Here is a 26,207-nt window from a genome sequence, read left to right as displayed (position 1 = left end):
TAAACTGTTATAACTTTTAATAAAACCAGAGACCGCAATTAGTCCACGTATAATTGATGCTGCGCCAGCTCAACTGAGATAGCTCCCACATTACCTGCGCCTTGTGTTAATAACAAGTCATTCGCTTGTAACACTTTACGCATCACGTTTGGTAAGTTGCCATCCACAGGATCAATCAAAATCGGCTCGACTTCACCACGCAGGCGAATACTGCGTGCTAAGGCACGGCTATCGGCACCAACGATTGGTTTTTCCCCAGCAGGATAAACTTCAAGCAACAGCAATTGATCCACTTGCGACAACACGTCCACAAAGTCATCAAAACAATCACGGGTACGGCTAAAACGGTGCGGCTGGAATAACATCACTAGACGGCGGTCTGGGTGGCTGGCTCGCGCAGCTTTAATCGTGGCTTCCACTTCTTTCGGGTGATGTCCATAGTCATCTACCAGTTTCACATTGCCTTCGCCCAATGCAAATTCACCTTGAACTTGGAAACGGCGGCCTACGCCACTGAAGCTTTCCAGTGCACGCGCAATCGCAGCATCTGACACGCCTTCATCAGTCGCAATCCCAATCGCTGCAAGCGCATTCAAGATGTTGTGCAAGCCCGGCAAATTAATGGTTAAACGTAATGGCTCACGGTCTTTACGCAATACTGTAAAGTGTGACTGCATGCCTTCTTGCACAACATCCACTGCACGGATGTCATTGTCTTCATTGAAGCCATAAGTCACCAATGGACGACCAATACGCGGCATAATTTCACGGATATTGGCATCATCACCACAGACAACGGCTAAACCGTAAAATGGCATGTTTTGTAAGAACTGCACAAAGGTGTCTTTGAGCACATCAAAGCTACCACCATAGGTATCCATATGGTCTGCATCAATATTGGTGACAATGGCGGCCATTGGTTGTAAATGCAGAAAAGAGGCATCTGACTCGTCCGCTTCTGCCACAATAAAACGACTCGCACCCAATGCTGCATTAACACCCGTACGATTCAGCAAGCCACCAATCACATAAGTTGGATCAAGGTTTTCTTCTGCCAACATGCAGGTAACCAGACTGGTGGTTGTGGTTTTACCATGCGTACCCGCAACCGCGATACCGTGACGGTAACGCATCAATTCACCCAGCATTTCTGCACGACGCACCACAGGAATACGGTGTTCAATCGCAGATTTAATCTCTGGATTTTCTGGATCAATTGCAGTTGAAACCACCAGCACATTCGCGCCTGCAATATTTTCAGCTGCATGTCCGATATAAACTTTAATGCCGTTTTCTTCGAGCTGAGCAGTGGTTTTCGAGGCTTTAATATCCGAGCCTGAAACTTTATAGCCTTGGTTTTTCAAGACTTCAGCAATGCCGCACATCCCAGCACCACCAATACCCACGAAATGGATGTGCTTAATACGACGCATTTCTGGGATTTTAATTAACTTTTTTGCTTGATCAGCAGGTGTAGATGGAGACATAGCTTACTCTAATTACAATTCTTGAATTAGCTCAACGACATGTTGAGTTGCATCGGGTTGAGCCTGTTGACGCGCTTTGACTGCCATTTCAGACAACAATTGACGATTCATTAACGGCACTAACAATTCTTTTAAACTTTCAGGCGTCATCTGGGCTTGCGGACAAATTTTTGCAGCGCCAGTTTTTGCTAAAAACTTGGCATTGGCCGTCTGATGATCATCCACCGCACTTGGCAGCGGAACAAAAATAGCCGCCACACCCGCTGTTGCAATTTCCGTCACCGTTAAAGCACCCGCACGACAAATAATTAAATCTGCCTCGGAATAGGCTTGCGCCATATCTTCAATAAACGGATGCACTTCGACGTCCAAATTCGCAGGTGCGTTTGTATATTGCGCCTGTGTCGCCTCAGCATGGTTCTGACCACATTGGTGATAGACACGGATTGGTACATTCAGCAGCTTTAAGGCTTCAGGTACACATTCATTCAGTGCCTTCGCACCCAATGACCCGCCGACAATTAAAATACGGAGCGGTTGATGGGCTTTTTCACGTTCTTGATAACGCCAAGACGGATTTAAAATTTCGGTAATTTCTTTGCGAACAGGATTGCCTGTGGTCACAATTTTGGCTTGCGCTGGAAAGGTCTGCGGAAATGCCTGACACACCGTGGTTGCTACGCGTGACAACTGAGTATTGGTAAAGCCTGCAATCGCATTTTGTTCATGGATCAGCACGGGAATTCCCAGTACACGCGCTGCCAGACCACCCGGTCCAGCCACATAGCCCCCAAAACCGGCAACAGCCTCAATATTTAACTGTTTCATGTAGCGCATGGCGCTAACGGTGGCTTTTAGAATTTTAAAAGGCGCCAATAATTTGCGCACCACACCATTGCCGCGCACGCCTTGAATATCAATCTGGTAAATTGGAATATTTTGATTTTTTAATAAGCGATTTTCCATGCCTGTTGGGGTTGCCAACCAAGACACTTGCGCCCCTTGTTGTTGCAATTGTTTTGCAACGGCAAGTGCTGGAAAAACGTGTCCACCGGTACCTGCGGCCATCATCATCACGCGTTTGGGCTTTATTTGCTGAGCATCAGTCACGGTCTAATTCTTCAATTCAAAAAAATATGCAAAAATTTCATTTTAAGTTAACAATTGTAATCACAAACGAGGGGGCGCGAAAGATTATTTACTTTGTTTCACCCAGCGTTTCATTGTTTTTTTCTTCAGTTTTGTAAGTTTAAACAAGTTTTATTATTAATCTAGTACAAAAAACCTCTATCTTTGTTAAAAACAGCAAATCATCTACATTTCCACGCTGATCTCGCACTGTTTCTTTTCAGCCAAAACCAGTGAAAATTACCTCAACCACGACAGCATGATTGAGGCGTTCAAAACATAATAATGCTGATTAGACTGCTTGACGGCCTGCTTCCAATACCGCAAATAGATCATCCGCAATTTGAGTGCCAAACTTGTTATCAATTTCACGAATACAGGTTGGACTGGTGACATTAATTTCGGTCACATAATTCCCAATCACATCCAGACCCACAAAAATCAGTCCTTTTTCACGTAAGAATGGACCGACTTTTGCCGCAATTTTACGGTCATTCTCAGTCAATGGACGCGCTTCACCCAGACCACCCGCAGCCAAGTTACCGCGCACTTCGCCATTTTGAGGAATACGTGCCAAGCAATATGGAACTGGTTCACCATTCACCATCAAGATGCGCTTATCGCCTTCAACAATTTCAGGAATATAACGCTGTGCCATAATCGGCAACGTGCCATGATTGGTCAGAATTTCAATGGTCGAACCAATGTTCACGCCATCTTGATACAAACGGAAAATGCCCATGCCGCCCATACCATCCAGCGGTTTCACAATGACATCACCCTGTTCTTTAATGAACTCACGAATCAAGCCTTGTTGTGACGTCACCAAAGTCGGGACTTGCAGTTCAGGGAACTGTGTTGCAAACAGTTTTTCATTACAGTCACGCAAGCTTTGTGGCTTGTTAATGACCCACGCGCCTTCACGTTCCGCCTGCTCTAAAATGTAGGTGGTATAAACAAAGTTCATATCAAACGGTGGGTCTTTACGCATCAATACCACATCATAAGCTGCGATGGGCTCTTTCTTCTTTTCACCCAATTCATAATAATGATTGTAATCTTCAAACACCTGTAACGGTGCGATCAGACCAAAAGCCTTGCCTTGCTCGATATATAAATCTTGTTGTAAAGCATATCCCAATTCATGACCACGACGGCTTGCCGCCCATAACATCGCCATAGTTGAGTCTTTTTTCAAATTGACACTTTCGATGGGATCCATCACAACAAGTACGCGCATAATCAAAGCTCTTTTTAAAAAGTATAATCCTCAAGGAGTATAACGGAGATTAAGGGTTTCTATTTCTGAATTTCGTTTTTCGCTTATGGATAATTTTGTATAAGTTGTGGAGGATTCTGCTATGCGGCAAGCAATTATTGGCTTTCATCAGGATGAGGAACAGCATTGGGTGGCTGATTTGGCGTGTGGACATAGCCAGCATGTACGGCATACACCACCTTGGCAAAATCGTCCTTGGGTGATGACTGAGCAAGGACGTCAAGAGAAGTTGGGCGTAGAACTCAATTGCCTTTTGTGCGATGCCACAGAGCAACCCTCTTCACCCTCAATATAAGACTGAGTGATTTGAATTGCTTTGATAAAGCCTAATGCATCTTTATTTCCCTTGCCTGAACATCCAACTGCTACAGCATACCCTCTTACCACCTCTATAATTAATATGTAGAAAACATGAATATTGAGTAAAGAATTCATAAAAACTTGTCTTATTTTAGTTAATGATTATAATTCTCATTATTATTCTTAATTTTCATGTTGCAGAGCTTGCATATGTCTTACTTTTCACCACGCCTCATTTGTGGTTCCACCTTTTTTCAATATAGCCTCCTTAGCTGCATGATGATCAATGCACATGCTATGGCTGCTGAAGACCTAGAAACGTCAAATAATACTGAGACTTTACAACCCAATCATGTTCAAAAAACTTCCACTCATGCGGTATTACCCACACTCAAAATTGAAGCCATGAGTGAGCTTGACCCGATTAAAAGCTATGTGGATTATGATCAAGCCAATGTGACGCGCAATGGGTTAAAGAAGAAGGATATTCCCCAAACCATTGATACCATTGATGTTCAAAAATATAAAATTTACGGCAGCAATGATTTAAGCATCATGCTACAAGGTACGCCGGGGGTTTCCAGCAACTATGATATGCGTGGAGATGGCATCACATTGCGAGGATTTTCTGCAGATACGGGTGACATCTACCGTGATGGAATCCGAGAAAGTGGCCAAGTACGTCGGAGTACCGCCAATATTGAACGGATTGAAATTCTCAAAGGTCCTGCTTCGGTGTTATATGGACGCAGTGCAGGCGGTGGCGTGATCAACATGGTCAGCAAATACGCCAACTTTGACTCAAAAAGTTCGGTAGGAACTTATATGGGCTCTTACGACACTTATGGTACAACCGCGGATATCAACCAAGTTCTCAATGACCATTGGGCGGTTCGTTTAACAGGTGAATATGGCGAATCTGGGAGTTTCCGCAGTGGGATTGATAATCAGATTGAAATGCTCTCGCCGAGTTTTACCTATAAAAATGATGATGAAAGCCTGACATGGACCACCCAATACACTTATGACAAATTAAGCCGTGTACCTGACCGCGGTCCAAGTTATTCGAGTTTACCTGCGGGCACCTCCATTAAAACGGGCTTTGCGCAGGATGGTGATTATGTCGATGACGTGTTACAAGTCGTGCGTAGCGACCTCAATTACTCCTTGACGCCCAACTGGAGTTTTCATTGGGCCGCAAGCTACAGACAGGCCGAACAGAATTTTGATCATTTCTACTTAGGTGGATATTGCGCGACTGAAGCCACTCAGATTCGCAATGCAGGAACCTGTAAGGGTCATGTGGGAGAAATCTCTCAAATTTATTACTGGCAACAAACCAGCAATAAAACCACCAGCAATACCTTTGATCTTAAAGGTGAATTTGATACAGGATCGATTAAGCACAATCTTGTCTTGGGAAGTGACTGGACCTATGAGCAGCGTGAACCCCGTTTAGCCAACAGCAATCAAAATGGTTCTGCAATTTATGGCTATGTGAATCCAATTACAGGTGAACGTGAATCTAGCCGCGGGACAGGACCACTGAAAATCAGTCAACACAATTATAACCAAGGCACCAGCTTAGGCTTCTTTGCGCAAGATTTGCTGAGCTTAAATGAGCAACTCAAATTGATGTTGGGGCTGCGTTATGATCGTTATGATTTTTCTACCACCAATAAACTGCCGAATGCCGATCCTGACAAGCGGAAACGTTCAATCAGCGATGATTCCGTCAGTCCGAATGTCGGTATCGTCTGGCAACCAACTGAACATCAAAGCCTGTATGCCTCATATAGCAAAAGTTTCGCCCCATTTGGCGGTTCCATGGGTGTCAGCGTCATATCCGCTAGCCAAGACTTGGCTTTATTTAATGCAGAACCACAATATAACGAGCAATATGAAGTCGGCATCAAGAGTGACTGGTTAGAACAACGCCTCAATACTCAGTTTTCGCTGTATGACATCCGTAAAAAGAACATTCGTTACCGTCCAAATCCTGACGAGCAGCCTGATGCCTGGGCAATCGGTGGTGAACACCAATCGCAAGGTTTAGAGTTCAGTTTCATTGGTCGCGCTTTGGATAATGTCTTTATTCGTGGTGGCTATGGTTATACCGATGCGCGCGTAAACAAAGATAAAGAAAAGCCAGAAAATGTCGGCAACTATTTAGCCAATACCTCAAAAAATACAGGTAACTTGTTTGTCCGCTATCTTCCGACGGACAGCCTCTATGGTGAAATTGGGGTGACCTATGTCGGTTCGTATTATCCCAACATTAACAACCAGACCAAAATGGAAGGCTTCAACCGTGTTGATGCTGCAATTGGCTATAGTGCAGACCCATGGAACATGACATTAGCAATCAGCAACTTAACAGGTAAAGAGTACTGGCGTTCAGATTCGATGCCAGGCGCGCCTCGTAGCTTCTTGATGCGTCTTAATTACCAGTTCTAAAGTAAATAGGTGCTGTAGGAAGAGTCTAAATTGTTGTTTATCCGATAAAATTCAGCTATAAAAAAAAGCATATCCTCGGATATGCTTTTTCTTTTTAACCATGCAGTTGAAGCTTAGATACCATATTTCACACGGTATGCTTCCATTTTCGCCAAGGCTTCGCTTTCGCCTTTAGCATCTAAATAGTTCATTAAATCTTTCATGGTAATTAAGGCATGTACAGGAATTTCCAATTCTTTTTGTACTTCCTGAATCGCAGAGAGTTCACCCTGACCTTTTTCCTGACGGTCTAATGCCACCAAAACACCCGCAATGCTTGCACCCGCATTTTTAAGAATGGTCACCACTTCACGAATTGCAGTACCCGCGGTAATCACGTCATCAATAATCCAGACTTTTTTGCCTGCAACCGATGCACCCACCAAGACACCACCTTCACCGTGATCTTTAGCTTCTTTACGGTTAAAGCCCCACGGCACACTTACCCCGTGATTTTGTGATAAAGCCACTGCGGTTGCTGCAACAAAAGGAATGCCTTTGTATGCAGGACCAAAAACTACTTCGACATTGTCACACTGGGTCAATTTATCGGCATAGCCAGAAGCCAATAGCGATAAGGCTTCACCATCATTCAATAAACCCGCATTGAAAAAATAAGGACTCACTCGGCCTGATTTTAAAGTAAACTCACCAAATTTAAGCACACCACGTGATAAAGCGAGTTCGATAAATGCTTGTGGGTTAAATTGAGCTGGCGTTGACATGAGGTGCTCCGAAATTCATACATTGAGGTTATGACTGCGCATGATACCAAAGAGTAGCTACCCAAGTGATCAAAAAATTTTACGAGTGGTTTCAATTAACGTAAATGGCTTACGCTCATCGGTAACCAAAGGCTTACTTGAATGGTTAGAAAAGTCTGATGCAGATGTAGTCTGTATGCAAGAAAGCCGCATTACCCATGCACAATGGACCGATAAGTTTAAACCTGAAGGTTGGTACACTCACCTGTTCCCAGCGGAACGTGCAGGTTATGCAGGTACTGCCATTTACAGCCGCTTGCCTTTTGTTTCTGTCAAAGATGGTCTGGGTTTTGAACTGGCAGATTCTCAAGGACGCTTTATCAGTGCCGAATTTGATTTAGGTTTAGATCAACCTGTGCATATTTGCTCTTTATATTTACCATCTGGCTCTTCGGGCGACGAAGCACAAGCACGTAAAGACCATTTTCTAGAAAATTATCAGCAGATTTTGAAACAATGGCGTGCTGAAAATAAATCCGTTATTGTCTGCGGTGACTACAACATTGTGCATAAGCGCATTGATATTAAAAACTGGTCGGGCAATCAAAAGTCTTCAGGCTGTTTACCACACGAACGTGCATGGCTGGATCATATCTATGATGAACTCGGTTATGTCGACACCTTCCGTGAAGTGCGCAAAGAAGCGGAACTGTATTCTTGGTGGTCGAATCGCGGACAAGCCCGTGCCAAGAACGTCGGTTGGCGGATTGATTACCAAGCCTGCTCACCTGACTGGAAAGCCCGTACCGTCAATGCTTGGGTGTATAAAGAAGAATGGTTTAGTGACCATGCTCCCGTGATTATTGATTATCAAATCTAAAGAATATGCCGTATTGAGTGAACAAACGTTCACTCAATAATCTCTTTTTACGCACAACAGATGACGTATTTTCTGTCTATTTATCCTCGGTCAGAAACGGCATTATAGCGGCACGGCACAGGGACATGTCAGGATGACAGCAAAGGGATAGGAAGCCGTAGGATGGAATTAAACATACTCAGTTTGAGTTTGTTTTCAAGGATGTGACAATGGACGTTGTAATGAGACCCGCATAATCAGGATGATTGAATGCGGGTTTTCTCTTTTTTATTGCTTCTTTTTATTTACGCGCTGATGTTCTCATTGTTTTAAGATTGTTTTTGTTTATGCGTATAGCATGCCAAGCTTTGATTGCAGTTCGATGACAAGCACACTATAACTGTCGATATTTTATTCCTTTAACCCCTCACTCTAGAGAATGCCTGTTTTTTTGTTTACCCTATAGCCAGAAATCACTTTAGGGAAATATTTAAAATGCTCAAAATTTATGGCATTAAAAACTGTAGCTCCATGAAAAAAGCCTTCGATTTGCTGACTGAACTGGGCTTGGCGTATGAATTTCATGATTATAAAAAGCAAGGCATTGATACCGACACCTTAAAAACTTGGCTAGACCAAGTTGGACAAGAGCTGATTCTCAATAAAAAAGGCACCACTTGGCGCAAATTGACGGAAGCAGAACAAGAGCATGCCTTGGCTTCACCAGCCCAACTCATTGAAACCCTGATGGCACAGCCAAGTCTGATCAAACGTCCTGTACTCAATACAGCAACAGGCTATATTGTTGGTTTTGATGAAGCCGCTTATCGTGCGCTTGCTGGCTGAAACACCATATAGCAGAAACAGAAAAGCCTGACATTGAGTCAGGCTTTTCTGTTTCTTTATACTGTCTTAGTTTACGCGTACCCAAGTCTGGTTACGTCCTAAAGCTGCGACACCCAAATAACCACGAAGCTCAAGTTTTTTACCCCCCGAAGTTAGCTCACCTTTTAAACTATAGGTTTTGCCATTTTTCGGATCTAAAATCGTACCATCATCGTATTTAGTGCCACCGACGTTTTTCAAACCACGCACAATGGTGAGACCTTTCAACGATTTGTTCTGATAAGGACCTTCACATTTACTGCACGCATTTTCCTCACCTGGAGTCAAAACACTCTGAATGGTTGCTGTTAACATGCCATTTTTTTGCTCAGTAAATTTCACAACCGCACGCGGTTGTTTGGTTTTATCATCAATGGTTTTCCAAACTGTACCATTCAATGGATCAGCCGCATTTGCCAATACGGTGAAGCCGAGCAATCCTAATGCAAGCGCAATTTTTTTCATTTTTCTTGATTTCCCTAGTCTGTCTGTAGACGCCTTTAAGTATTGTTAAGCCACAACAATTTTGCAATTCTTGAGTGTGACTGTTTAGTGTAACCTTGTAATTATTGTGGGTAAATACACCTTTAATAAGACAAAATTGATAACAAATGGAAGAACCATGAATACTTCAGCCCCGTGGAAACAATTCATTACAGAAAGTATTTTAAAAACTACCGTCCGCACGCCAAGCCAATACAGCCTACCACCCAAAACGTTAAGACTCGGCTTAGAACAGCTTTGTCGTGTCTTTCCAATGCAGCCCGATGTACAAGTACGTAGCTTACGTTTGGGGCAACTGAATGCCGAAGAACTGAAACCGCAAAAGCAATCGACCCAATTGATTTTTCATATTCATGGCGGCGTTTTTTTCCTGGGCTCACTCAAAACCCATCGGGCTTTTCTGAGCCAGATTGCCGCACGTACGCAAATGCAGGTGTTACATGTGGATTATCCGCTTTCACCTGAACATCCCTTTCCCGAGGCAGTAGAGGCCTTATTTGCCGTGTATTTGAATTTGCTGGAACAAGGCATTCAAGCCAAAGATATTATCCTGTCGGGGGACTCTTGTGGGGCAAACCTCGCGGTAGCATTAGCCGTTAAAATACGTGAGGCACAACTGGAACAGGTCAGCGGCTTGATTTTATTGTCCCCGTTTTTAGATTTGACCCTGACCAGCGAATCGCTGCGTTTTAATCAAAAGCATGATGCCCTCTTGTCGATTGAAGCGCTGGAAACAGGCATTGACTACTATCTGCCCAAAGAGATTGATCGTGGTGATCCGCGGGTTTCTCCCGTATTTGAAGATTTAACGGGGCTACCTCCGACCCTGATTCAAGTCGGCTCTAAAGAAATTTTAATGGATGATGGCAAGCGCTTTCAGCAACAAGCTGAAGCTGCGGGTGTCGAAGTTGAATTTAAAATTTATACGGGAATGTGGCACAACTTCCAAATGTTCAGTGCATGGTTTGAAGAAGCCCAACAAGCATTGGCCGATTTAGCCGCCTTTGCGCACCGCTTAGACCGCGATTAACGCCCATAAAAAAGGTCAGCAGCTGCTGACCTTTTTCGATCTCAAGATCACTTAGATAAGTTTGACCTGAGCCAAAGCTGCTTCAATAGCTTTGCTTTTCATCTCTTCGCCCATGTTCACGCCTTCAGCACGCACCACTTCCACTTGGTTAACACCCGTGAAGTTAAACACGGTTGTCAAGAAACCTTCTTGGAAATCTGCAGGGCTGTTGTCACCATACACACCGCCACGGCTGCTGGCGATATACACCTGTTTATCCCCTGCCAAACCGACAGGACCATTTTCAGTGTATTTAAAAGTTTTACCAGCCACACTGATGCGGTCAATCCAAGCTTTTAAAGTTGAAGCCAAACCGAAGTTGTACATGGCAGCGCCTACCACAACCACATCAGCATCTAAATATTGCTGAATAATTTGTTCACCTAATGCAGTTTGTTCCGCATTTTGTCCCATTAAAATTTCTGCTGTTAAGTGCGGAATGGGCTGTGCAGCCAAATCTAAATACTGCACTTGAACATCGGCATGTTTGGTTTGTAACTGCTCCACAATCGCCTGACTTAACTGACGAGAAACGGAGGTTGAACCTAAAATGCTGGAATCGATATGTAAAACTTTCATAACCTCACCCGAATATTTGATCTTTTGGAATAGGCTCAGTTTAGGCCATCTATAAAAATAGAATAATGATCTAAGGTAATACACTATGTTCCGTTTTTAGAACAAATCAGACATTCCGAAAAAAGGGAAATGTAAAGCAATCGAAAGATTGTTTAAAATTTATGCTATTGTGAGCAAAAATAAATCTCGCTTTAAAACAACAAAGGAACTGTTGATGTCGAGGGCATAAGCATCCATGACCAAAAAAACATTTCTCCCAACCATGGCTTGGCTGCAACAGAAAATCAAGAAAATCCTGCTTGAAGATGGCGTCATCATGAATTGGAATACCCTGAATAAATGTATTCTGATGCTGATTTTAGGCTGCCTGACCCATCTGATCTGGATGCTGTGGAAGTTTTTTGTAATCTTGAATCCTGCGCTGTGGAACATGGCCAATATTGAGTTGATCAAGCAGCAAATTCTCGGAAATTTCCTCTTCATCATGGTATTGGGTGGTCTGATTTATCCTTGTCTTTACTGGCAGCATAAAGCTTGGGTCAAACGCTATGTCCCTTACATTGCCGTATGGTGCTTTATTATCTCGTTGTGCCGCGATGCCTATCTGATTGGTGTGCTGAGTCCTGCGACTTTAAGTGCCTATGTCAGCCTGTTTGCAGTCGGTTTAGTGTTGTTACCACGTACCATCGTGTATAGCGCATTGATTCCTGCAACGCTGTATTTATTTAGCTGTGGTTATCTCAGTTTGCAGGGTGTATTGCCCTATGCACCTGTGTTCAATTTACCGACCTATGCCTATGCCAATTCGTTTTGGGTCGGTAGCATGCTGTATTTTATTGCGCCTATTGTGGTTATTTGTCTGATCTTATTTGAAATTTTACTCAGTCAATGGCGCCATCGCGAGCAATTAATTCAACAGCTCAGTAAAATCGACCCACTTACCAACACGTATAATCGGCGCAGTTTGAATCAATATCTGGAACGGATTCATCGCAGACAGCATCGCCACTATGCCTTGGTGCTGCTGGATCTGGATCATTTCAAGTTTATCAATGATCGGCATGGACATCATAAGGGTGATGAAGCGCTGATTCTGGTGGGACAACTGTTAAAACAACAGTTACGCAGCAGCGACATGGTGGGACGCTTTGGCGGAGAAGAATTCTTACTGGTGTTGTATCACAGTACACTGGAACAGGCACAGCACACCGCGGAACGCTGCCGCGCTGCGATTGAACAACTGGAACTCCGCGATGATGTGGACTGCCGTATTCCACTGAGCGCCAGTTTCGGCATTGCAACGGCGCAGTTACCCTTTACCCCGTTCCAATTACTGACTCAAGCGGATAAAGCCTTATATGCAGCCAAAGCTTCTGGGCGTAATCAGGTTCAGGTGTTTCGTACAAGCAACGACGTGAAACCTGAACCAGAATTTAGGCTGGCTCAGTCTGATAGGCCTCTAGATAATTAACCCAGCATCCTTCAAGCAGAGCTGCTTGCACCCATGCTTGTACCGCAGGATGTTGCAACATGCTTTGCATATATTGCTGGCTAGATGCACTGAGTGGTAAAGCATAGCTGTTGAAACGCATCACAACAGGCGCATAAAAGGCATCTGCAATACTAAATTCGCCACACAAAAAACCTGCTGGATCTGGACGTTCTGCCCAAATTTGTTCGATACGCGCAACATCCAGTCTTAACTCTGCATGTTCTGCCCAAAGTCGTTGCCCGACATCTGCCAGTTGTGCCCGAATATTCATGCCACACAGCGTTCTTAAAGAGGTAAAACCACTGTGCATTTCTGCGCTGATACTTCTGGCACGTGCACGCTGGGCTTTATCTTTCGGCCAAAGTGCCTGTTCGGGATACTGTTCTGCCAAATATTCACAAATAGCCAAAGAATCCCAGATTTTCAGCTCCTGATCGCACAAAATCGGCACCTTGGCATTGTTAGAAATCGCCGCAAGTTGTTGCTGAAATACACCGATTGAGCGTTCACGATCAAAAAAAATCACCTGCTCTTGAAAAGGAATGTCAAAGGCTGTTAACACCAACCAAGGACGCATCGACCAGCTGGAGTAGTTTTTATTGGCAATATAAAGTTCGAGCATGCTTAATGTCCTAAACCTTGTTGGAATTGTTGTAATTGCTGCAATAGCTCAGTTTCGCTAAAGGCACCCGTCAAGCGTAAGCCACGAATTTCCTGCTGCGTAGGGCTTAAAAACAAGTAGGTCGGTGGACCCAGAATATCCCATTGATTCAATAATTGTTGATGACTGGCATCATAATGACTTAAATCCAGTTTAATCAGGGTATAGGGACTTAAGGCCTGCTGTACCTGTGCCGACTTGAGAATGCGATGCTCAATCGGTTGACAGGCCACACACCAGTCCGCATAGACATCAATCACAATGCCACGATCTTTTGGTGCCTGTGCCAAAATTTGCTGAAACTCTGCCGCAGTTTGCGCCACCTGCCACTGGGCTTGTTGTGAACTTTGCTCCACAAAGAAACGCTGACTTTGCTGATATTGGCTGTAGATCACATAAGGTACCGCGACAATTAAAATCACCAGATACAACGGGCGTAATGGGGATTTTTGCCACAGCGCACGGTACAGCACATAGCCAATAAAACTCAGCCCCAAGAGCAAACTTAAGCCCTGCATCCAGCCTTCAGACAACAGTGGACGGATAAAATACAGCGCCAGTGCCAGCATTAAAAAGGCAAACAGCACCTTAATCTGATTCATCCACAAGCCCGCCTTTGGCAAAGCTTTAGCCCCCAGAATACTGGCCAACAACAGCGGTAAGCCCATCCCAAAACCAAGGGTAAACAACAGCAAAGCGCCTTGCCACTGATTCTGGGTTTGAGAAATAAAGAGCAAGGCTCCTGCCAGCGGCGCGGTCATACATGGACCCACCAGCAAGGCAGAAATCATGCCCATGACTGCAGCCCCAATCAGGCTGCCTCCTTTTTGCATGGACTGCCAATGATCTAAACGATGTACCACGGCATGTGGCAAACGTAGTTCAAACAGACCAAATAAATTGAAGGCAAACACCACAAACAACAGACTAAATGCAATCAGGGTCGATGGCTGCTGTAGCCAACGCTGGAAATTCAGACCCGCAGAAGAAGCCACCAAGCCCAACACGGCATAGACCATGGCCATACTGCACACGAACACCAAGGCAATCATCCAAGCCTTGACCCCACGCCGATCACGCACAATCAAAGAACTGAGAATCGGGATCATCGGTAGAGAGCAAGGGGTAAACGCCAGCAAAATACCTAAGCCTAAGAACAGCAATAAGCCGTAAATGGGTGAACGCTGTGCCAACTGGGCCGACCAACGTTGATCCTGAGCAGTTGGCGATGCAGTAGGTGTAGTGCTTTGATCCAAGACCTCTGCATTTTCTACGGTGGCATGGTTGAGATTTGAATTTAAATCTAACAGTCGCTTGGGTGCAGTCGATTGATTTTGCAAAGCCACCAAACCATCGGCATCGGTTTTAAATTCAATGGTTTGTGGTGGATAACAAATACGGTCTTTGGCACAGCCTTGCCAAGTCACTTGATAGGTTTGCGAGGCCTGTGCAGGGACATTAAATTGTACTTGCTGATAATAGACCTGAGTTTGACCATAGTTATCATCAAACAGTGCTTGTGCCTTAGGCAAAGTTAACGGTAGAACCTGCTGTCCTTGTCGCACCTCAAACTTATGCTGATACAGATAATAATGTTCGGGAATATCCCAATGTAACTGCACTTCTTGTGCAGAAACAGATTCGACTTGAACAGGAAAAGCCTCTTCGGCAGATAACAAGGCTGGCTGCGCGTGCAGCAAGGTTGAACAAAATACCAAGAATGCAGCACATAGCCAGAGCACACTGCGCCCATACGATTTTGCAAGCAGCAGAGACTTTTCCATAAACAAGACTGACACCTTTAGAATAAGTACGAAACGCCTAAACCAGATTGATAGCTCTTATCGGCACCACTCAACACTACGCCCACACTGGCATCGAACTGAGTCCGCTCATTCAAGGCATAAATTACACCCGAACCGAGTGAGTATTCATAGTCTTGGCTTTCCGCCTTACGATAGACCAATTCCGAAAAGCCTGACCATTTGTCTGAAAGCTTATAGCCAATGGTCGGGATCGCGGTCACTGCCCAATCGCCATCCTGAACTTCGTAACGCATGGTGATAGAGGTGTTAAGCAAATCACTTTGCTGATAAGACACGGCAGTTGCCAAAGCATAAATATCGTCTTCTGCAGTAAAGCCATCATTACCTGTTGCCAGTACCGCTTCCAACAGCACCGCCATGGTCAAGTTGTCATCATTCAGGTCAATTGCACTTTTTAAACCGATGCTGACATCGCCTAAGCCATCTTCATCCACCGTTTTACCCGCTTGCTTGACCTGACTCCAAGATGGTCCTTGCCAACCCAGTTGTAATTCCAAGTTGTGTGCAATCCCCGTACGCAATAAGGTGTCTGCATTCAAGGTTGTGGTTTTTTGCTGTACGCCATCGACGGTGCTTTCTTGATAGCTGGCACTTGGCAAACCTTGTTCCCAAGCCAGTTGTCCGACTGGTGTAATCCCTGTGCCGATGCCCGAACCTGGACGCTCAAACGAAAAGTCTGCCGCAAAAACGGGACAAGCGGCACCAAGAGTCAGTGCCAATACGCCATATTGTTGTAATTTTTTCATGATTTGCCTCGGTATTAAGCCAATTCTTTGGTCATTTTTGCACCCTGACTGCGCAACAACTCTAACGTTTGACGTTCTTCAGGTAAAGCTTCTGCCCAGTTAATCGCATCGAAGTCGCAATCAAAAAATAAATCACTGATCGAAGATAAAATGGTGTGTCCATGTTCATCACGGGTATTTGGATCGACCTTGATGTCTAATAAACGCTGTACTGCGGGTACACATGCCGAACTCGCCGCATCCCATAACGGACCATATAATTCTTCACTGTCCCATAAGTAGAAATTGGCTTTGGCTTGAATTAAAGCCTCCATAATCTCGAGATGCACTGCCAGTTGCTGCTGTTTTTGTTCTTCAGTCAATGCCTGGCCTGCTTCATAGGCTTCGCAAACATGCTCCCACCATTGAAATAATCCGTCTGACCACACTGAAACAGCAGGACCTTTCTCAGCATCAATAAAGTTGGGATCTAAACCTTCAGCTAAAAGACGTTGTACTTGCGGCAGGTCTAATTCTTCTATCGCCTGCACAAAGACTTGTTGTTGTGCTGTTAACATGGAACATACTCTTTCATCAGTTTCGGAATATTATGCCGAATTCTGGGTGTTTTGTTTGAGGTAAATGTATATCTAAAGTTTTTAATTCATATAAAAAAAGCCCCGCAGGGCTTTTTTCTATTTTCGGCTCAATTCAGTTGAGCTTAATCTTCATCATCAATCACATCTTTGCCTGCATCAGCATCCGCAAATTCTAATTGCCCACCTCGGGGATTTTCTCGTTTTTCAAACACATGCTCAAGACTACGTTTCAAACGATCAATGGCACCGTGCAAGGCTGTATCAACATTATGTCCTTTATGATTCACCACCACAGGCTTTAATCCTGCTGGGCGCGCTTCAATCATACATTTAATGTCATCATCGCCGCCTTTGTCCCCATTTTCATCACTTAAATGGACTGAGAAATGGGTAATACGTTCACTATGACGTTGGAATTCTTGGTTCAGTTCTGCACGCACATAACTAATTAAACGATCATTATTTTGAATGTTTTTATCTGTACGGATTTCAATGTTCATAATCTAATCCTCTTTATCTATCTGAATCTTTTTTGTGCAAAACTTTTTTATCTTGGCACGCTTGTAGCTTGCTGTTTACACAGCATTCGAACATCTTTAATCAATTTTGGAACCAACCTCCTCATTGAAATGATGAACACTTTTGAGTCTGCAGAATCGTGTCCTTGTCCTTTGAATATCGGGCTTAACTCGAAAATATGCAAGTGCTATTTTAAAAAAATTATCAAAAGGATAACCAATCGTGACAACTCCTTACTTGCGTGGTCAAGAACTCATCAACTCGATACGATCCACCCCTTATTCCCGTGATTTAATTGGCTATCACGGGCAAGTTCCTCATGCTGCATGGCCCAATCAAGCACGCATTGCGGTGCAGTTTGTGTTGAATTATGAAGAAGGTGGAGAGAACCACATTGAACATGGCGATGCAGGTTCGGAACAATTTTTATCGGAAATTTTTGGCGCTGCCAGCTATCCAGAAAAACATATGTCGATGGATTCCATGTACGAATATGGTTCTCGCGCAGGGTTCTGGCGTATTCATGCAGAATTTCAACGTCGCCAACTGCCAATGACCATTTTTGGTGTCGGCATGGCCTTAGTTCGTAATCCGTATGTGGTCGAAGCCATTCAAGCGGCACAGTACGATGTGGTTTCGCATGGACAACGCTGGCTACATTATCAAAATATCGATGCAGCAACAGAACGTCAGCATATGGATCAAGCCATTAGCGTACTCGAAGCCTTGTTTGGTTATGCTCCAATTGGCTGGTATACAGGACGAGATAGCCCACGCACCCGTCAGCTGCTGGCAGAGTTCCCGCAGATTCAATATGACTGTGATCATTATGGTGATGACCTGCCTTTTTGGACCACATTGACCAATCAGGCAGGCGACCGTCGTCCACATCTGATTATTCCGTACACCCTCGACAGCAATGACATGAAATACAGTGCAGCCAATGGGTTTAGCACCAGTGAAGATTTTTTCCAGTATTTAAAAGATGCGTTTGATGTACTTTATGCCGAAGGTGCAGATGCACCGAAAATGCTTTCGATTGGTATGCACTGCCGACTGTTAGGTCGACCTGGACGATTTAAGGCCTTACAAAAGTTTTTGGATTATATTCAGTCGCATGAGCAGGTTTGGATTTGCCGACGTGGCGATATCGCGCAACATTGGTTAGAGCAACATCCACCCGCAGCATCCCATTAAATGGCGTTAAATGCACAGCGGCATCACTCACCGCCAAAAGAGAACTGCAAAGTTTGCGCTCTTTTGGCAATCTGCTACAGATCCCATGTTCAGACATTAATAAGTTAAATTGCTTAATCCTGAATTTCAGTAGGTCGCGTCTTTCTGCCAAAGGATGATGCAAAATGAACCATGCTTTAATAATCTCTTTCTATTTTTAAGGTCAGCTCGACAATCAACACAATTGACCAAATGGTTAAACACAAGCTCACCAAATTGGTGCAAACATCTGTCTTATAAAACATTTATCTTGAATATTTTATCACCAATAGTTTTCAATCTATTTTATGCGATTTTAAAACTCTGTTAAAACTGTACCATTTGGTAAAATAATCAATATTATCAATCACATCTATTAACTCTATTTAAATTCATTTTCAATGGCTGATTTTTTAAATTATTGGTCAAATTTGGCTTTATTTTTGCTAAAGAATCTGTATCCTTTAAACGCTTTCTCGGGGGAGATATTTTTTGATGAAACTGACTCAAATTGCGGCGACATGTGCATTGGCTACTGCAGCGACTTTTACTCAAGCTGCGCCAATCTGGCAAGATTTTAGTATCACAGGTTTATATGGTGAAGATTACCAACTGATTGCACGTGAGGACGAGCAAACAACGGTAACTTTTGAATATACAGCAAAGTTGAAATACGGTGATTTCTTTGCTTTTGCTGACCGTACCAACAATGATGTTGATGGTAATCAAACTTATTTCGAGGCTTCACCGCGCTTGAGCCTTGGTGCAATCTCTGGTCAAAAACTTGAGTTAGGCCCAATTAAAGATGTATTGGTTGCAACCACTTGGGAAGCTGGTACAGGTGGTGATGGCTTTAACAACTACCTTTATGGTGTAGGTGTAGATCTTGCCATTCCATATTTCCAATATGCTCAAGTGAATTTGTACAAAGCTGACAATGAGAAGCAAGATGATGACTACCAAATGACCTTGGTTTACGGTGTCCCATTTAAACTCGGTTCAGAAGACTTCCTTGTGGACGGTTTCTTAGACTGGTCAACTGCTGAAGATGATCACAAGAGTGAAATGAACTGGACCACACAGTGGAAATGGAATGTCGGTAAGCACATTTCTCCAGACACGCGTTTATACCTCGGTGCGGAGTGGTCGGTTTGGAACAACAAATACGGTACAGATTATGACGAAAATAACGTCAGCGCTTTGATTAAATACCATTTCTAATGGATTGAATCAGCCTGAGAAAAAGCAAGACATCGGTCTTGCTTTTTTTATGCATCCGTTTCGTAGCTTGTAGACTAAATCAATTGTTTCGGACGTAAATTTTCGGCAATCAAGCTCACCACAGCATAGTTTTGTTCCATGGCATGCCGATAAAAACTTTTTAATTGGGTCAATAATAAAATGAGCTCTGCCTCATCTAACTGCGCTGAGTGATCCCCCACTAACTGGGCAATTTCAGAGGTATGCCGATGCTGCTGACAATATTTTTCTAGATCTTCAACGCTAATCTGTTCAAGGGCTTGCGTCAATTCCATGACATGCACGGCTGGATTATAGCGCGCAACGGATTTTATTTTCGAGTGTTCCGAGATGGGATATTCTGCATAAATGAGGTCATGTAAATTCAAATGAGTCGAACGCTGCTGGCTGAACATTTGACCCAGCACAGGCCAGAGCCCCCCCAAATCAATTTGTTGCTGTTTATATGGGGCCTGTTCAATGTCCCCCATGCTCTCCGCATCGAGCATTAAATTCTCTAAATCATTCGGGGCAATGCTGAAAAGAAAAGCGTCCATGATGAGGTCCTTGTTATACTTATTGCCCTTAGCTTAGCTCGATTTGGCGACCAAAACACAGTACAAACTGTGTTAATTCAATTGCAGTTTGTAACCTACCCGCCCAAATTGAATCGCTTCCTTTTTAAACAAAAACCAGCCACCTGTATCGCTCATTTTTTCTTGATTTATACTGTTTAAATCCCGTCAGATTACCTAGACTATCTAGCACATCACTTTTGAATTTTAATAACAATGCAGAAATTTAAAATTTTATCCCTTATGGCTTTAAGCACCTCCGCATGGATTTTTCCACAGATTAGCATGGCCGAATCGAGCTATGAACAAGAGTTACAACAAGGCTGTAGCAAACTGAAACAATATGCGCGTTTGGGTAAGCAATATTACGACCAAAAACAATACACCCAAGCCCTCAACCAGTTTCAGGATCAAGCGGCTTGGTCACATTTTTGCCAAATTAATGCAGATGAAAGTGGTGTTAAGGTCACGGATCGCGAGATAGAAATCGCCAATAATAATGTCGGACTGACCTATGCCAAACTGGGCAAACCCCTGTGGGCACGGGCATGGTTTCTGCGTAATCCCGATTCAAAAATGAGTCAGTTCAATTTGTCCCAATTGCCCAAGCTACAAGCTTCATCCGCTTTGGCAGGGACCTATGTCAGTCCCAATGGTTTCGGACAATGGGATAGCATCACGGTAAAACAACTTAAAAATACTTATCAAATTGAATTTGAAGGCTATTATTTTGGACTGCGGGGGCTGATTTATGGACCGAATTTAGGCAGCTTCGATACACAAATGCCGCTACAACAGAAAAAAGCAATTTATAAATATGAGGATTGCCAAATCCAGTTAAATTTTGCCACTGATGCCAAACAGGGACAGAAAATTGTGGTGGAAGAACAGCAAAATACTTCAGGCTGTGGTTTTGGGCATAATGTCTCTGCCAGCGGCACCTATATAAAAGTAGAAACTAAATAACTGATATCGCTTTATAATTTTTTGAGGGTCATCACATGGCGAAATTTTTAAATACCAGTGCAACGAACTTTTTTCTGGAAGAGTTAATCAAAAATGCCAAAGAGCGCTTAATTCTGATTAGTCCCTATTTAAGACTGAATGATCGTATTAAAGAATTACTTGAAGATAAGAACCGCATAAAAATTGATATTCGTATTATTTATGGCAAAAGTGATTTGCATCCTGATGAAATTAAATGGATGCAACAACTGGATTATGTTCGGATTAGCTTTTGCAAAAACCTACATGCCAAGTGCTATCTGAATGAAGAAAGCTGCATTGTTTCGAGTTTAAACCTGTATGAATTTAGCCAAGTCAATAATAATGAGATGGGCATTTTAATTTCGAAAGAAGAAGATGCCCAAGTCTTTAAAGATGCGTATGAAGAAGCCCAACGAATCATTCGGATTAGTGATGAAGTGAGGATTTCTTTAGATGAAGTCAAAGCTGAAGCGAATAAAGCAGAGACGACTCAAGAAGATTCAGACCAGTCTACCAAACTGACTTCCTCAAAATTGGCAGCCAAGCATAAAATCAAAACAGGCGAGCTTTTAGAGATTTTTGTTGAAAAAGGACTGCTGCAATTCAATGAAAACGGGAAACATTTTCTAACTGAACAAGGTAAAGCTATAGGTGGTGAATACAGACCTAGCCAATATGGCGGTTATTTCTTATGGTCTGAAAATACCAGTCTGTAATCAGATCATAACCTCTTAAGTCATGGAGCACAGGACTTAAGAGGTGAATCCATTTTAGATTGCCACTAAATCCTTAATGCCTTTTTCAGGCATTTCAGCACCACGCCCCTGTGCAATCACCTGTCCACGTGCCATCACGGTATAGCCATCCGCCAGTTCTTCGGCAAAGTCATAAAACTGTTCCACCAAGATGATCGCCATATCACCGCCATCCGCCAGTTTACGAATCACACGACCAATGTCTTTAATGATGGAAGGTTGAATCCCCTCCGTCGGCTCATCCAAAATCAGCACTTTAGGTTCAGAGGCCAAAGCACGTGCAATTGCCAATTGCTGCTGTTGTCCTCCTGATAAATCCCCTGCACGGCGATGCTTCATTTCGTCCAGTACAGGAAAAATTTCATACAAATGTTCGGGTACTTTTTTGGTTTTGGCGCCTGAAAATTTCGCCATACCAATCAAAATATTTTCTTCCACAGTCAAGGTCGAAAAAATATCCCGCCCCTGCGGCACATAGGCCAAACCCGCCCGTACTCGCTGTTCGGGGCTAAGTTTTGAAATGTCTTTGCCATTCAATACAATCTGTCCAGACTTGATCGGTAAAATCCCCATCAGACATTTCAGCAAGGTGGTTTTACCGACACCATTGCGTCCTAACACCACTGAACATTCGCCAATCGGGGCTTGGAACGACACATCACGTAAAATGTGGCTGCCCCCATAATATTGGTTTACCGCCTTAACTTCTAACATGTGCTGCTCCTTAACGCCCCAAGTATTTTTCAATCACGTCTTCATTGGCTTGCACTTCTGCCAGCGTTCCTTCTGCCAGAATCGCCCCTTGTGCCAAGACCGTGACTTTTTCACTGATGGTGTCGATAAAGCTCATGTCATGCTCAACCACCACCAAGGTATGCTCCTTTTTCAACTCCAGACACAGTTCCGCTGTACGTTCGGTTTCCGCATCGGTCATGCCTGCCACAGGTTCATCCAGTAAAATCAGTTTTGGACGTTGCATCAGTAACATGCCAATTTCCAGCCATTGCTTCTGACCATGTGACAACAGGCCCGCAGGCTTGTTGACCAATTCTTTTAAACGAATTTGCTCGAGGGTTTGATCCAGTGCGATCTGAACATCTGCATCCAATTTACTGAAAAAGCTTTTTTTCACTCGCTTATCTTTGGGTGCAGCCAGCAGTAAATTTTCCAAAACCGTGAAGTTTTCAAATACCGTCGGTTTCTGAAATTTACGCCCAATGCCTGCTTCTGCAATTTGTTCAGTACTCATCTTCGCCAAATCATAGGTTTGCCCAAAAAAGGCTGAACCTTCTGTAGGACGGGTTTTTCCTGTAATCACATCCATCAAGGTGGTTTTACCTGCCCCATTCGGACCAATGATGCAGCGTAACTCCCCCTGTTCGATATATAGCGATAAATCATTCAGGGCACGGAAAGAGTCAAACCAGACACTGACTTTTTCCAAATACAGGGCGATGCCGTGGCTAAAATCGGCACCCTGTTCTTTTGGTCGCCCATAGCCTTCTGAAGCATGTCCACCATGCGGTTGAATCATTTCGCTCATGCATCATGCTCCTTTTTAAAACGATCAAATAACCCAATCACCCCTTTCGGCAGGAATAAAGTCACCACAATAAATAAACCACCCAAAATCAGTAGCCACGCTTCTGGATATGCCACTGTGAAATAGGTCTTCACCGCATTAATTAAACCCGCACCCAGAATTGGACCTATCAAGGTGCCACGTCCCCCAGCTGCAACCCAAACCGCCATTTCAATCGAGTTGACTGGGTTCATTTCACTTGGATTAATAATGCCTGCTTGCGGCACATACAGTGCCCCTGCAATGCCTGCAATGACTGCAGACAAGACCCATGCCGAGAGCTTGTACCAAAGGGTACGGTAGCCCAAATATTGCAAGCGGTTCTCGCTGTCACGGATCGCCCCGAGCACTCGACCATAAGGCTGATTCATTAAGTGCCGTAAGCCCAAATAGCACAGCAGCAACACCAATGCCGTTAAAAAGCATAAGGTGGCACGCATGGACGCCGAGGTAATGTCCATGCCCAAAATGGTTTTAAAACCTGTGAAACCATTGTTGCCACCGAAGCCTGTTTCATTGCGGAAAAACAACAACGCTGCCGCAAACGTCATGGCTTGGGTGATGATAGAGAAATACACGCCTTTAATTTTGGAACGAAAAGCAAAGAAGCCAAAAATAAATGCGATTAGACCTGGGACCAAGACCACCAGTACCAATGCCCACAGAAAGTGTTCTGTACCGACCCAGTACCATGGTAATTCAGTCCAACTCAGAAAGCGCATGAAATCAGGCAATTCTGATCCAGCCGATTCCCGCATCAAATACATGCCAAAAGCATAACCGCCCAAGGCAAAATACAGCCCATGCCCCAAGCTCAAAATTCCAGCATAGCCCCAGACCAAATCCAAAGCTAAAGCCACAAGGGCCAAGCACATGATTTTGCCAATTAAAGTGACCCAATAGGCAGAGAGATGCAAAGCGGATTCGGCAGGTAATACATGCAGCCACGGCAAAATCAGCATCACCGCAAAACAGGCTGCAATCGCAACGGCACTATAGGTTTTGTCGGCAAATAAAGTTGTTATTTTCATCAGGTTTACTCCACAAAACGCCCTTTAATGGCAAACAAACCTTGTGGACGTTTCTGAATAAACAGAATCACAAGCACCAACAGAATAATTTTGGCCAGTACCGCACCCAAACCAATTTCCAGCACCGTACCACTGATGCCCAGACCCAAGGCGGCCAGTACCGCACCCCAGACTTGTCCAACACCGCCCACCACAACCACCAAGAAGGCATCAATAATGTAGTTTTGCCCCAAGTCTGGACCGACATTACCCACTTGCGCCAAGGCACAACCCGCTAAACCTGCCAATCCTGACCCCAAACCAAAGGCCAACATATCGATGCGTGCCGAACGAATCCCGACTGCACGCGCCATCTGGCGGTTTTGGGTGACCGCACGAACGAACAGACCAAAACGGGTTTTATTCAGGAGATACACCAACAGCAAGAGCACTGCGACGGTGAAGATAATGATGGCGATCCGGTTATACGGCAGCATTAAACTTGGCGTTAATGAGATACCACCTGAAAGCCATGCAATATTCGAGACTTCGACATTTTGTGCGCCAAAAATCATACGCACCAGTTGCATTAAAATCAGGCTGACCCCAAAGGTCGCCAGTAAAGTTTCTAGTTGTCTGCCATACAGCGGACGAATCACCGTGCGTTCAATCAGCATGCCAATCAAGGCACTCACAAAAAAAGCAGCAGGAATTGCAACCAGTAAGTACCAGTCTACATATTGTCCTAAATGGGTTTTAAAGAGACTTTGCACCACATAAGTGGTGTAGGCACCAATCATGATCAACTCGCCATGCGCCATGTTAATCACACCCAACAGACCATACGTAATCGCCAAGCCCAGTGCGGCTAACAGCAAAATACTGGCGGTACTGAGTCCTGAAAATACATGCCCTGCCCATTCACTGGCTTGTAATCGGGTTTTAATACTGCTTTTTGCCGCCTGCAAAGCCGCTTCAAGTTCAGGATTTAGGTTCGCTTGATTGAGTTCTTGTTCAATCACTGCCAGCACATCAGGACGATCCGATGCAGACAAGGTATTCACCGCCTGTAACTTGACCAGCGCATCGGAACTGCTTAAATCCATACGCGCTTTGAGCTGTTTCAGACGTGCTTTGACTTTATTGTTTTGTTCTTGCAGATAGAGTTGGCGAATCCAGACAGGATCAAGCTCATCTAAATTATTTTCTAAAATATCAATCGCGGCTAAACGCTGAGTTGCTTCATCCGATTTCAATTTAACTTTGGCTTGCCCAAAACTCAAAGCTTTACGCAAGGTATTCACCAACGTGACTTGAGATAAATCCGCAGGCCACGTGCTCAGCACTTGCATGTCAGGATACTGATACAACTTCTCATCATTTTTTAAGATATAAGTTTGACCTGCACCATCTCGATACAATTCATTTTGATCAATATAGGCCACCAACTGATCGAGACTTTCAATACTGGCAGGCCATTGGTTCAACATGGCACGGCGTTCAGCAAAATCGGCTTTGACAAAACGCTGAATCGGATCTGCCTGCTGGACTTGCAGCGGTGCATCAGCGGTAGATGTTTCAGCCCAGACAGGATTGAAGAATATGTGCAGGCAGGTACACAGCAGCGCCACACAATAGCGTTTTATTGACATGAAAAGACTCCCCCTCACAAGGCAAATGGTCTGTCATCGGAATGAAGAAATGAAAAGACCTACTGCCGTAGCAGTAGGTT

26 protein-coding genes are annotated in these 26,207 nt (G+C 44.1%); 10 read left to right on the top strand and 16 right to left on the bottom strand.

All coding sequences use genetic code 11. The features are described 5' to 3' along the window. Positions 1–38: 38 nt before the first annotated feature. The 3 genes from murC to gshB all read right to left on the bottom strand — a co-directional run bounded on the left by murC (position 39) and on the right by gshB (position 3,855). The gene (gene murC, locus GWK51_RS04665; protein WP_161932873.1) at positions 39–1,487 is read right to left on the bottom strand and encodes a UDP-N-acetylmuramate--L-alanine ligase; all 1,449 of its coding nucleotides are present in this window, start codon (positions 1,485–1,487) and stop codon (positions 39–41) included. Positions 1,488–1,499: 12 nt separating this feature from the next. Beyond that, positions 1,500–2,597, bottom strand: a complete 1,098-nt coding sequence (murG, locus tag GWK51_RS04660) for an undecaprenyldiphospho-muramoylpentapeptide beta-N-acetylglucosaminyltransferase (protein ID WP_161932872.1) — start codon at positions 2,595–2,597, stop codon at positions 1,500–1,502. Between the two features lie 310 nt (positions 2,598–2,907). Beyond that, positions 2,908–3,855 (bottom strand): glutathione synthase, encoded by a 948-nt coding sequence (gene gshB, locus GWK51_RS04655; RefSeq protein WP_161932871.1) that lies wholly within the window; start codon positions 3,853–3,855, stop codon positions 2,908–2,910. A 121-nt stretch (positions 3,856–3,976) separates the two neighbouring features. On the opposite strand from gshB, the gene GWK51_RS04650 reads away from it, so the two are divergent. Then, the gene (locus GWK51_RS04650) at positions 3,977–4,189 is read left to right on the top strand and encodes a DUF3565 domain-containing protein (RefSeq protein ID WP_161932870.1); all 213 of its coding nucleotides are present in this window, start codon (positions 3,977–3,979) and stop codon (positions 4,187–4,189) included. A 215-nt stretch (positions 4,190–4,404) separates the two neighbouring features. After that, the gene (locus GWK51_RS04645) at positions 4,405–6,651 is read left to right on the top strand and encodes a TonB-dependent receptor (RefSeq protein ID WP_161932869.1); all 2,247 of its coding nucleotides are present in this window, start codon (positions 4,405–4,407) and stop codon (positions 6,649–6,651) included. A gap of 113 nt (positions 6,652–6,764) precedes the next feature. On the opposite strand, the gene pyrE is transcribed toward GWK51_RS04645, so the two are convergent. Beyond that, on the bottom strand, positions 6,765–7,415 hold the full coding sequence (gene pyrE / locus GWK51_RS04640) for an orotate phosphoribosyltransferase (RefSeq protein ID WP_142769951.1): 651 nt from the start codon (positions 7,413–7,415) through the stop codon (positions 6,765–6,767). 40 nt (positions 7,416–7,455) lie between these two features. On the opposite strand from pyrE, the gene GWK51_RS04635 reads away from it, so the two are divergent. Both GWK51_RS04635 and GWK51_RS04630 read left to right on the top strand, forming a co-directional pair. After that, complete coding sequence (locus tag GWK51_RS04635) at positions 7,456–8,274, top strand: exodeoxyribonuclease III (protein ID WP_161932868.1); 819 nt, start codon at positions 7,456–7,458, stop codon at positions 8,272–8,274. Positions 8,275–8,748: 474 nt separating this feature from the next. Beyond that, complete coding sequence (locus GWK51_RS04630) at positions 8,749–9,099, top strand: Spx/MgsR family RNA polymerase-binding regulatory protein (RefSeq protein WP_161932867.1); 351 nt, start codon at positions 8,749–8,751, stop codon at positions 9,097–9,099. A 66-nt stretch (positions 9,100–9,165) separates the two neighbouring features. On the opposite strand, the gene GWK51_RS04625 is transcribed toward GWK51_RS04630, so the two are convergent. Next, positions 9,166–9,603 (bottom strand): DUF2147 domain-containing protein, encoded by a 438-nt coding sequence (locus tag GWK51_RS04625; protein WP_100241164.1) that lies wholly within the window; start codon positions 9,601–9,603, stop codon positions 9,166–9,168. A gap of 136 nt (positions 9,604–9,739) precedes the next feature. On the opposite strand from GWK51_RS04625, the gene GWK51_RS04620 reads away from it, so the two are divergent. Next, on the top strand, positions 9,740–10,672 hold the full coding sequence (locus GWK51_RS04620) for an alpha/beta hydrolase (RefSeq protein WP_268895778.1): 933 nt from the start codon (positions 9,740–9,742) through the stop codon (positions 10,670–10,672). A 51-nt stretch (positions 10,673–10,723) separates the two neighbouring features. Here the strand turns inward: GWK51_RS04620 and GWK51_RS04615 are convergent, their stop codons facing one another. Further along, the gene (locus tag GWK51_RS04615; RefSeq protein ID WP_161932865.1) at positions 10,724–11,290 is read right to left on the bottom strand and encodes an FMN-dependent NADH-azoreductase; all 567 of its coding nucleotides are present in this window, start codon (positions 11,288–11,290) and stop codon (positions 10,724–10,726) included. A 235-nt stretch (positions 11,291–11,525) separates the two neighbouring features. On the opposite strand from GWK51_RS04615, the gene GWK51_RS04610 reads away from it, so the two are divergent. After that, complete coding sequence (locus GWK51_RS04610; protein WP_235941075.1) at positions 11,526–12,761, top strand: GGDEF domain-containing protein; 1,236 nt, start codon at positions 11,526–11,528, stop codon at positions 12,759–12,761. On the opposite strand, the gene GWK51_RS04605 is transcribed toward GWK51_RS04610, so the two are convergent. The 5 genes from GWK51_RS04605 to GWK51_RS04585 form a co-directional block, all read right to left on the bottom strand. Beyond that, a complete protein-coding gene (locus tag GWK51_RS04605) occupies positions 12,724–13,404 on the bottom strand; it encodes a glutathione S-transferase family protein (protein ID WP_161932864.1) in 681 nt (226 codons plus the stop codon). The two genes, GWK51_RS04610 and GWK51_RS04605, sit on opposite strands and share 38 nt — an antisense overlap. Positions 13,405–13,406: 2 nt before the next feature. Next, the gene (gene dsbD, locus GWK51_RS04600; protein ID WP_161932863.1) at positions 13,407–15,227 is read right to left on the bottom strand and encodes a protein-disulfide reductase DsbD; all 1,821 of its coding nucleotides are present in this window, start codon (positions 15,225–15,227) and stop codon (positions 13,407–13,409) included. 17 nt (positions 15,228–15,244) lie between these two features. Continuing rightward, positions 15,245–16,015 (bottom strand): transporter, encoded by a 771-nt coding sequence (locus GWK51_RS04595; protein WP_161932862.1) that lies wholly within the window; start codon positions 16,013–16,015, stop codon positions 15,245–15,247. A gap of 14 nt (positions 16,016–16,029) precedes the next feature. After that, positions 16,030–16,572, bottom strand: coding sequence for an ankyrin repeat domain-containing protein (locus GWK51_RS04590; protein WP_142769942.1), 543 nt, complete (start codon positions 16,570–16,572; stop codon positions 16,030–16,032). A gap of 143 nt (positions 16,573–16,715) precedes the next feature. Further along, entirely contained in the window at positions 16,716–17,093 is a 378-nt protein-coding gene (locus GWK51_RS04585) for an HPF/RaiA family ribosome-associated protein (protein WP_142769941.1), read from the bottom strand. A 241-nt stretch (positions 17,094–17,334) separates the two neighbouring features. Here GWK51_RS04585 and puuE point away from each other — a divergent pair, with 241 nt between their 5' ends. Continuing rightward, the gene (puuE, locus tag GWK51_RS04580) at positions 17,335–18,309 is read left to right on the top strand and encodes an allantoinase PuuE (protein WP_161932861.1); all 975 of its coding nucleotides are present in this window, start codon (positions 17,335–17,337) and stop codon (positions 18,307–18,309) included. Between the two features lie 513 nt (positions 18,310–18,822). Continuing rightward, positions 18,823–19,548 carry an outer membrane protein OmpK gene (locus GWK51_RS04575; protein ID WP_161932860.1) on the top strand — a complete coding sequence of 242 codons (726 nt, stop codon included), beginning with the start codon at positions 18,823–18,825 and terminating at the stop codon, positions 19,546–19,548. Positions 19,549–19,622: 74 nt separating this feature from the next. On the opposite strand, the gene GWK51_RS04570 is transcribed toward GWK51_RS04575, so the two are convergent. After that, positions 19,623–20,123 (bottom strand): DUF1877 family protein, encoded by a 501-nt coding sequence (locus GWK51_RS04570; protein ID WP_161932859.1) that lies wholly within the window; start codon positions 20,121–20,123, stop codon positions 19,623–19,625. A gap of 261 nt (positions 20,124–20,384) precedes the next feature. Between GWK51_RS04570 and GWK51_RS04565 the strand changes: the two genes are divergently transcribed. Continuing rightward, on the top strand, positions 20,385–21,107 hold the full coding sequence (locus tag GWK51_RS04565; RefSeq protein ID WP_161933064.1) for a hypothetical protein: 723 nt from the start codon (positions 20,385–20,387) through the stop codon (positions 21,105–21,107). A gap of 35 nt (positions 21,108–21,142) precedes the next feature. Further along, on the top strand, positions 21,143–21,844 hold the full coding sequence (locus GWK51_RS04560) for a phospholipase D family protein (RefSeq protein ID WP_161932858.1): 702 nt from the start codon (positions 21,143–21,145) through the stop codon (positions 21,842–21,844). Positions 21,845–21,898: 54 nt separating this feature from the next. Here the strand turns inward: GWK51_RS04560 and urtE are convergent, their stop codons facing one another. The 4 genes from urtE to urtB are packed head-to-tail and all read right to left on the bottom strand — an operon-like array spanning position 21,899 to position 26,127. Further along, the gene (gene urtE / locus GWK51_RS04555) at positions 21,899–22,597 is read right to left on the bottom strand and encodes an urea ABC transporter ATP-binding subunit UrtE (RefSeq protein WP_161932857.1); all 699 of its coding nucleotides are present in this window, start codon (positions 22,595–22,597) and stop codon (positions 21,899–21,901) included. Between the two features lie 10 nt (positions 22,598–22,607). Then, a complete protein-coding gene (gene urtD, locus GWK51_RS04550; RefSeq protein ID WP_161932856.1) occupies positions 22,608–23,426 on the bottom strand; it encodes an urea ABC transporter ATP-binding protein UrtD in 819 nt (272 codons plus the stop codon). Next, complete coding sequence (gene urtC, locus GWK51_RS04545) at positions 23,423–24,496, bottom strand: urea ABC transporter permease subunit UrtC (protein ID WP_161932855.1); 1,074 nt, start codon at positions 24,494–24,496, stop codon at positions 23,423–23,425. Before urtC ends, urtD begins: the two co-directional genes overlap by 4 nt. A gap of 5 nt (positions 24,497–24,501) precedes the next feature. Continuing rightward, a complete protein-coding gene (gene urtB / locus GWK51_RS04540) occupies positions 24,502–26,127 on the bottom strand; it encodes an urea ABC transporter permease subunit UrtB (RefSeq protein WP_161932854.1) in 1,626 nt (541 codons plus the stop codon). Between the last annotated feature and the right edge of the window lie 80 nt (positions 26,128–26,207).

The organism is Acinetobacter kanungonis (assembly GCF_009939195.1).
In the GTDB taxonomy this organism is placed as follows: Bacteria; Pseudomonadota; Gammaproteobacteria; order Pseudomonadales; family Moraxellaceae; genus Acinetobacter; species Acinetobacter kanungonis.
This window is presented reverse-complemented; position numbering and strand designations above follow the sequence as displayed.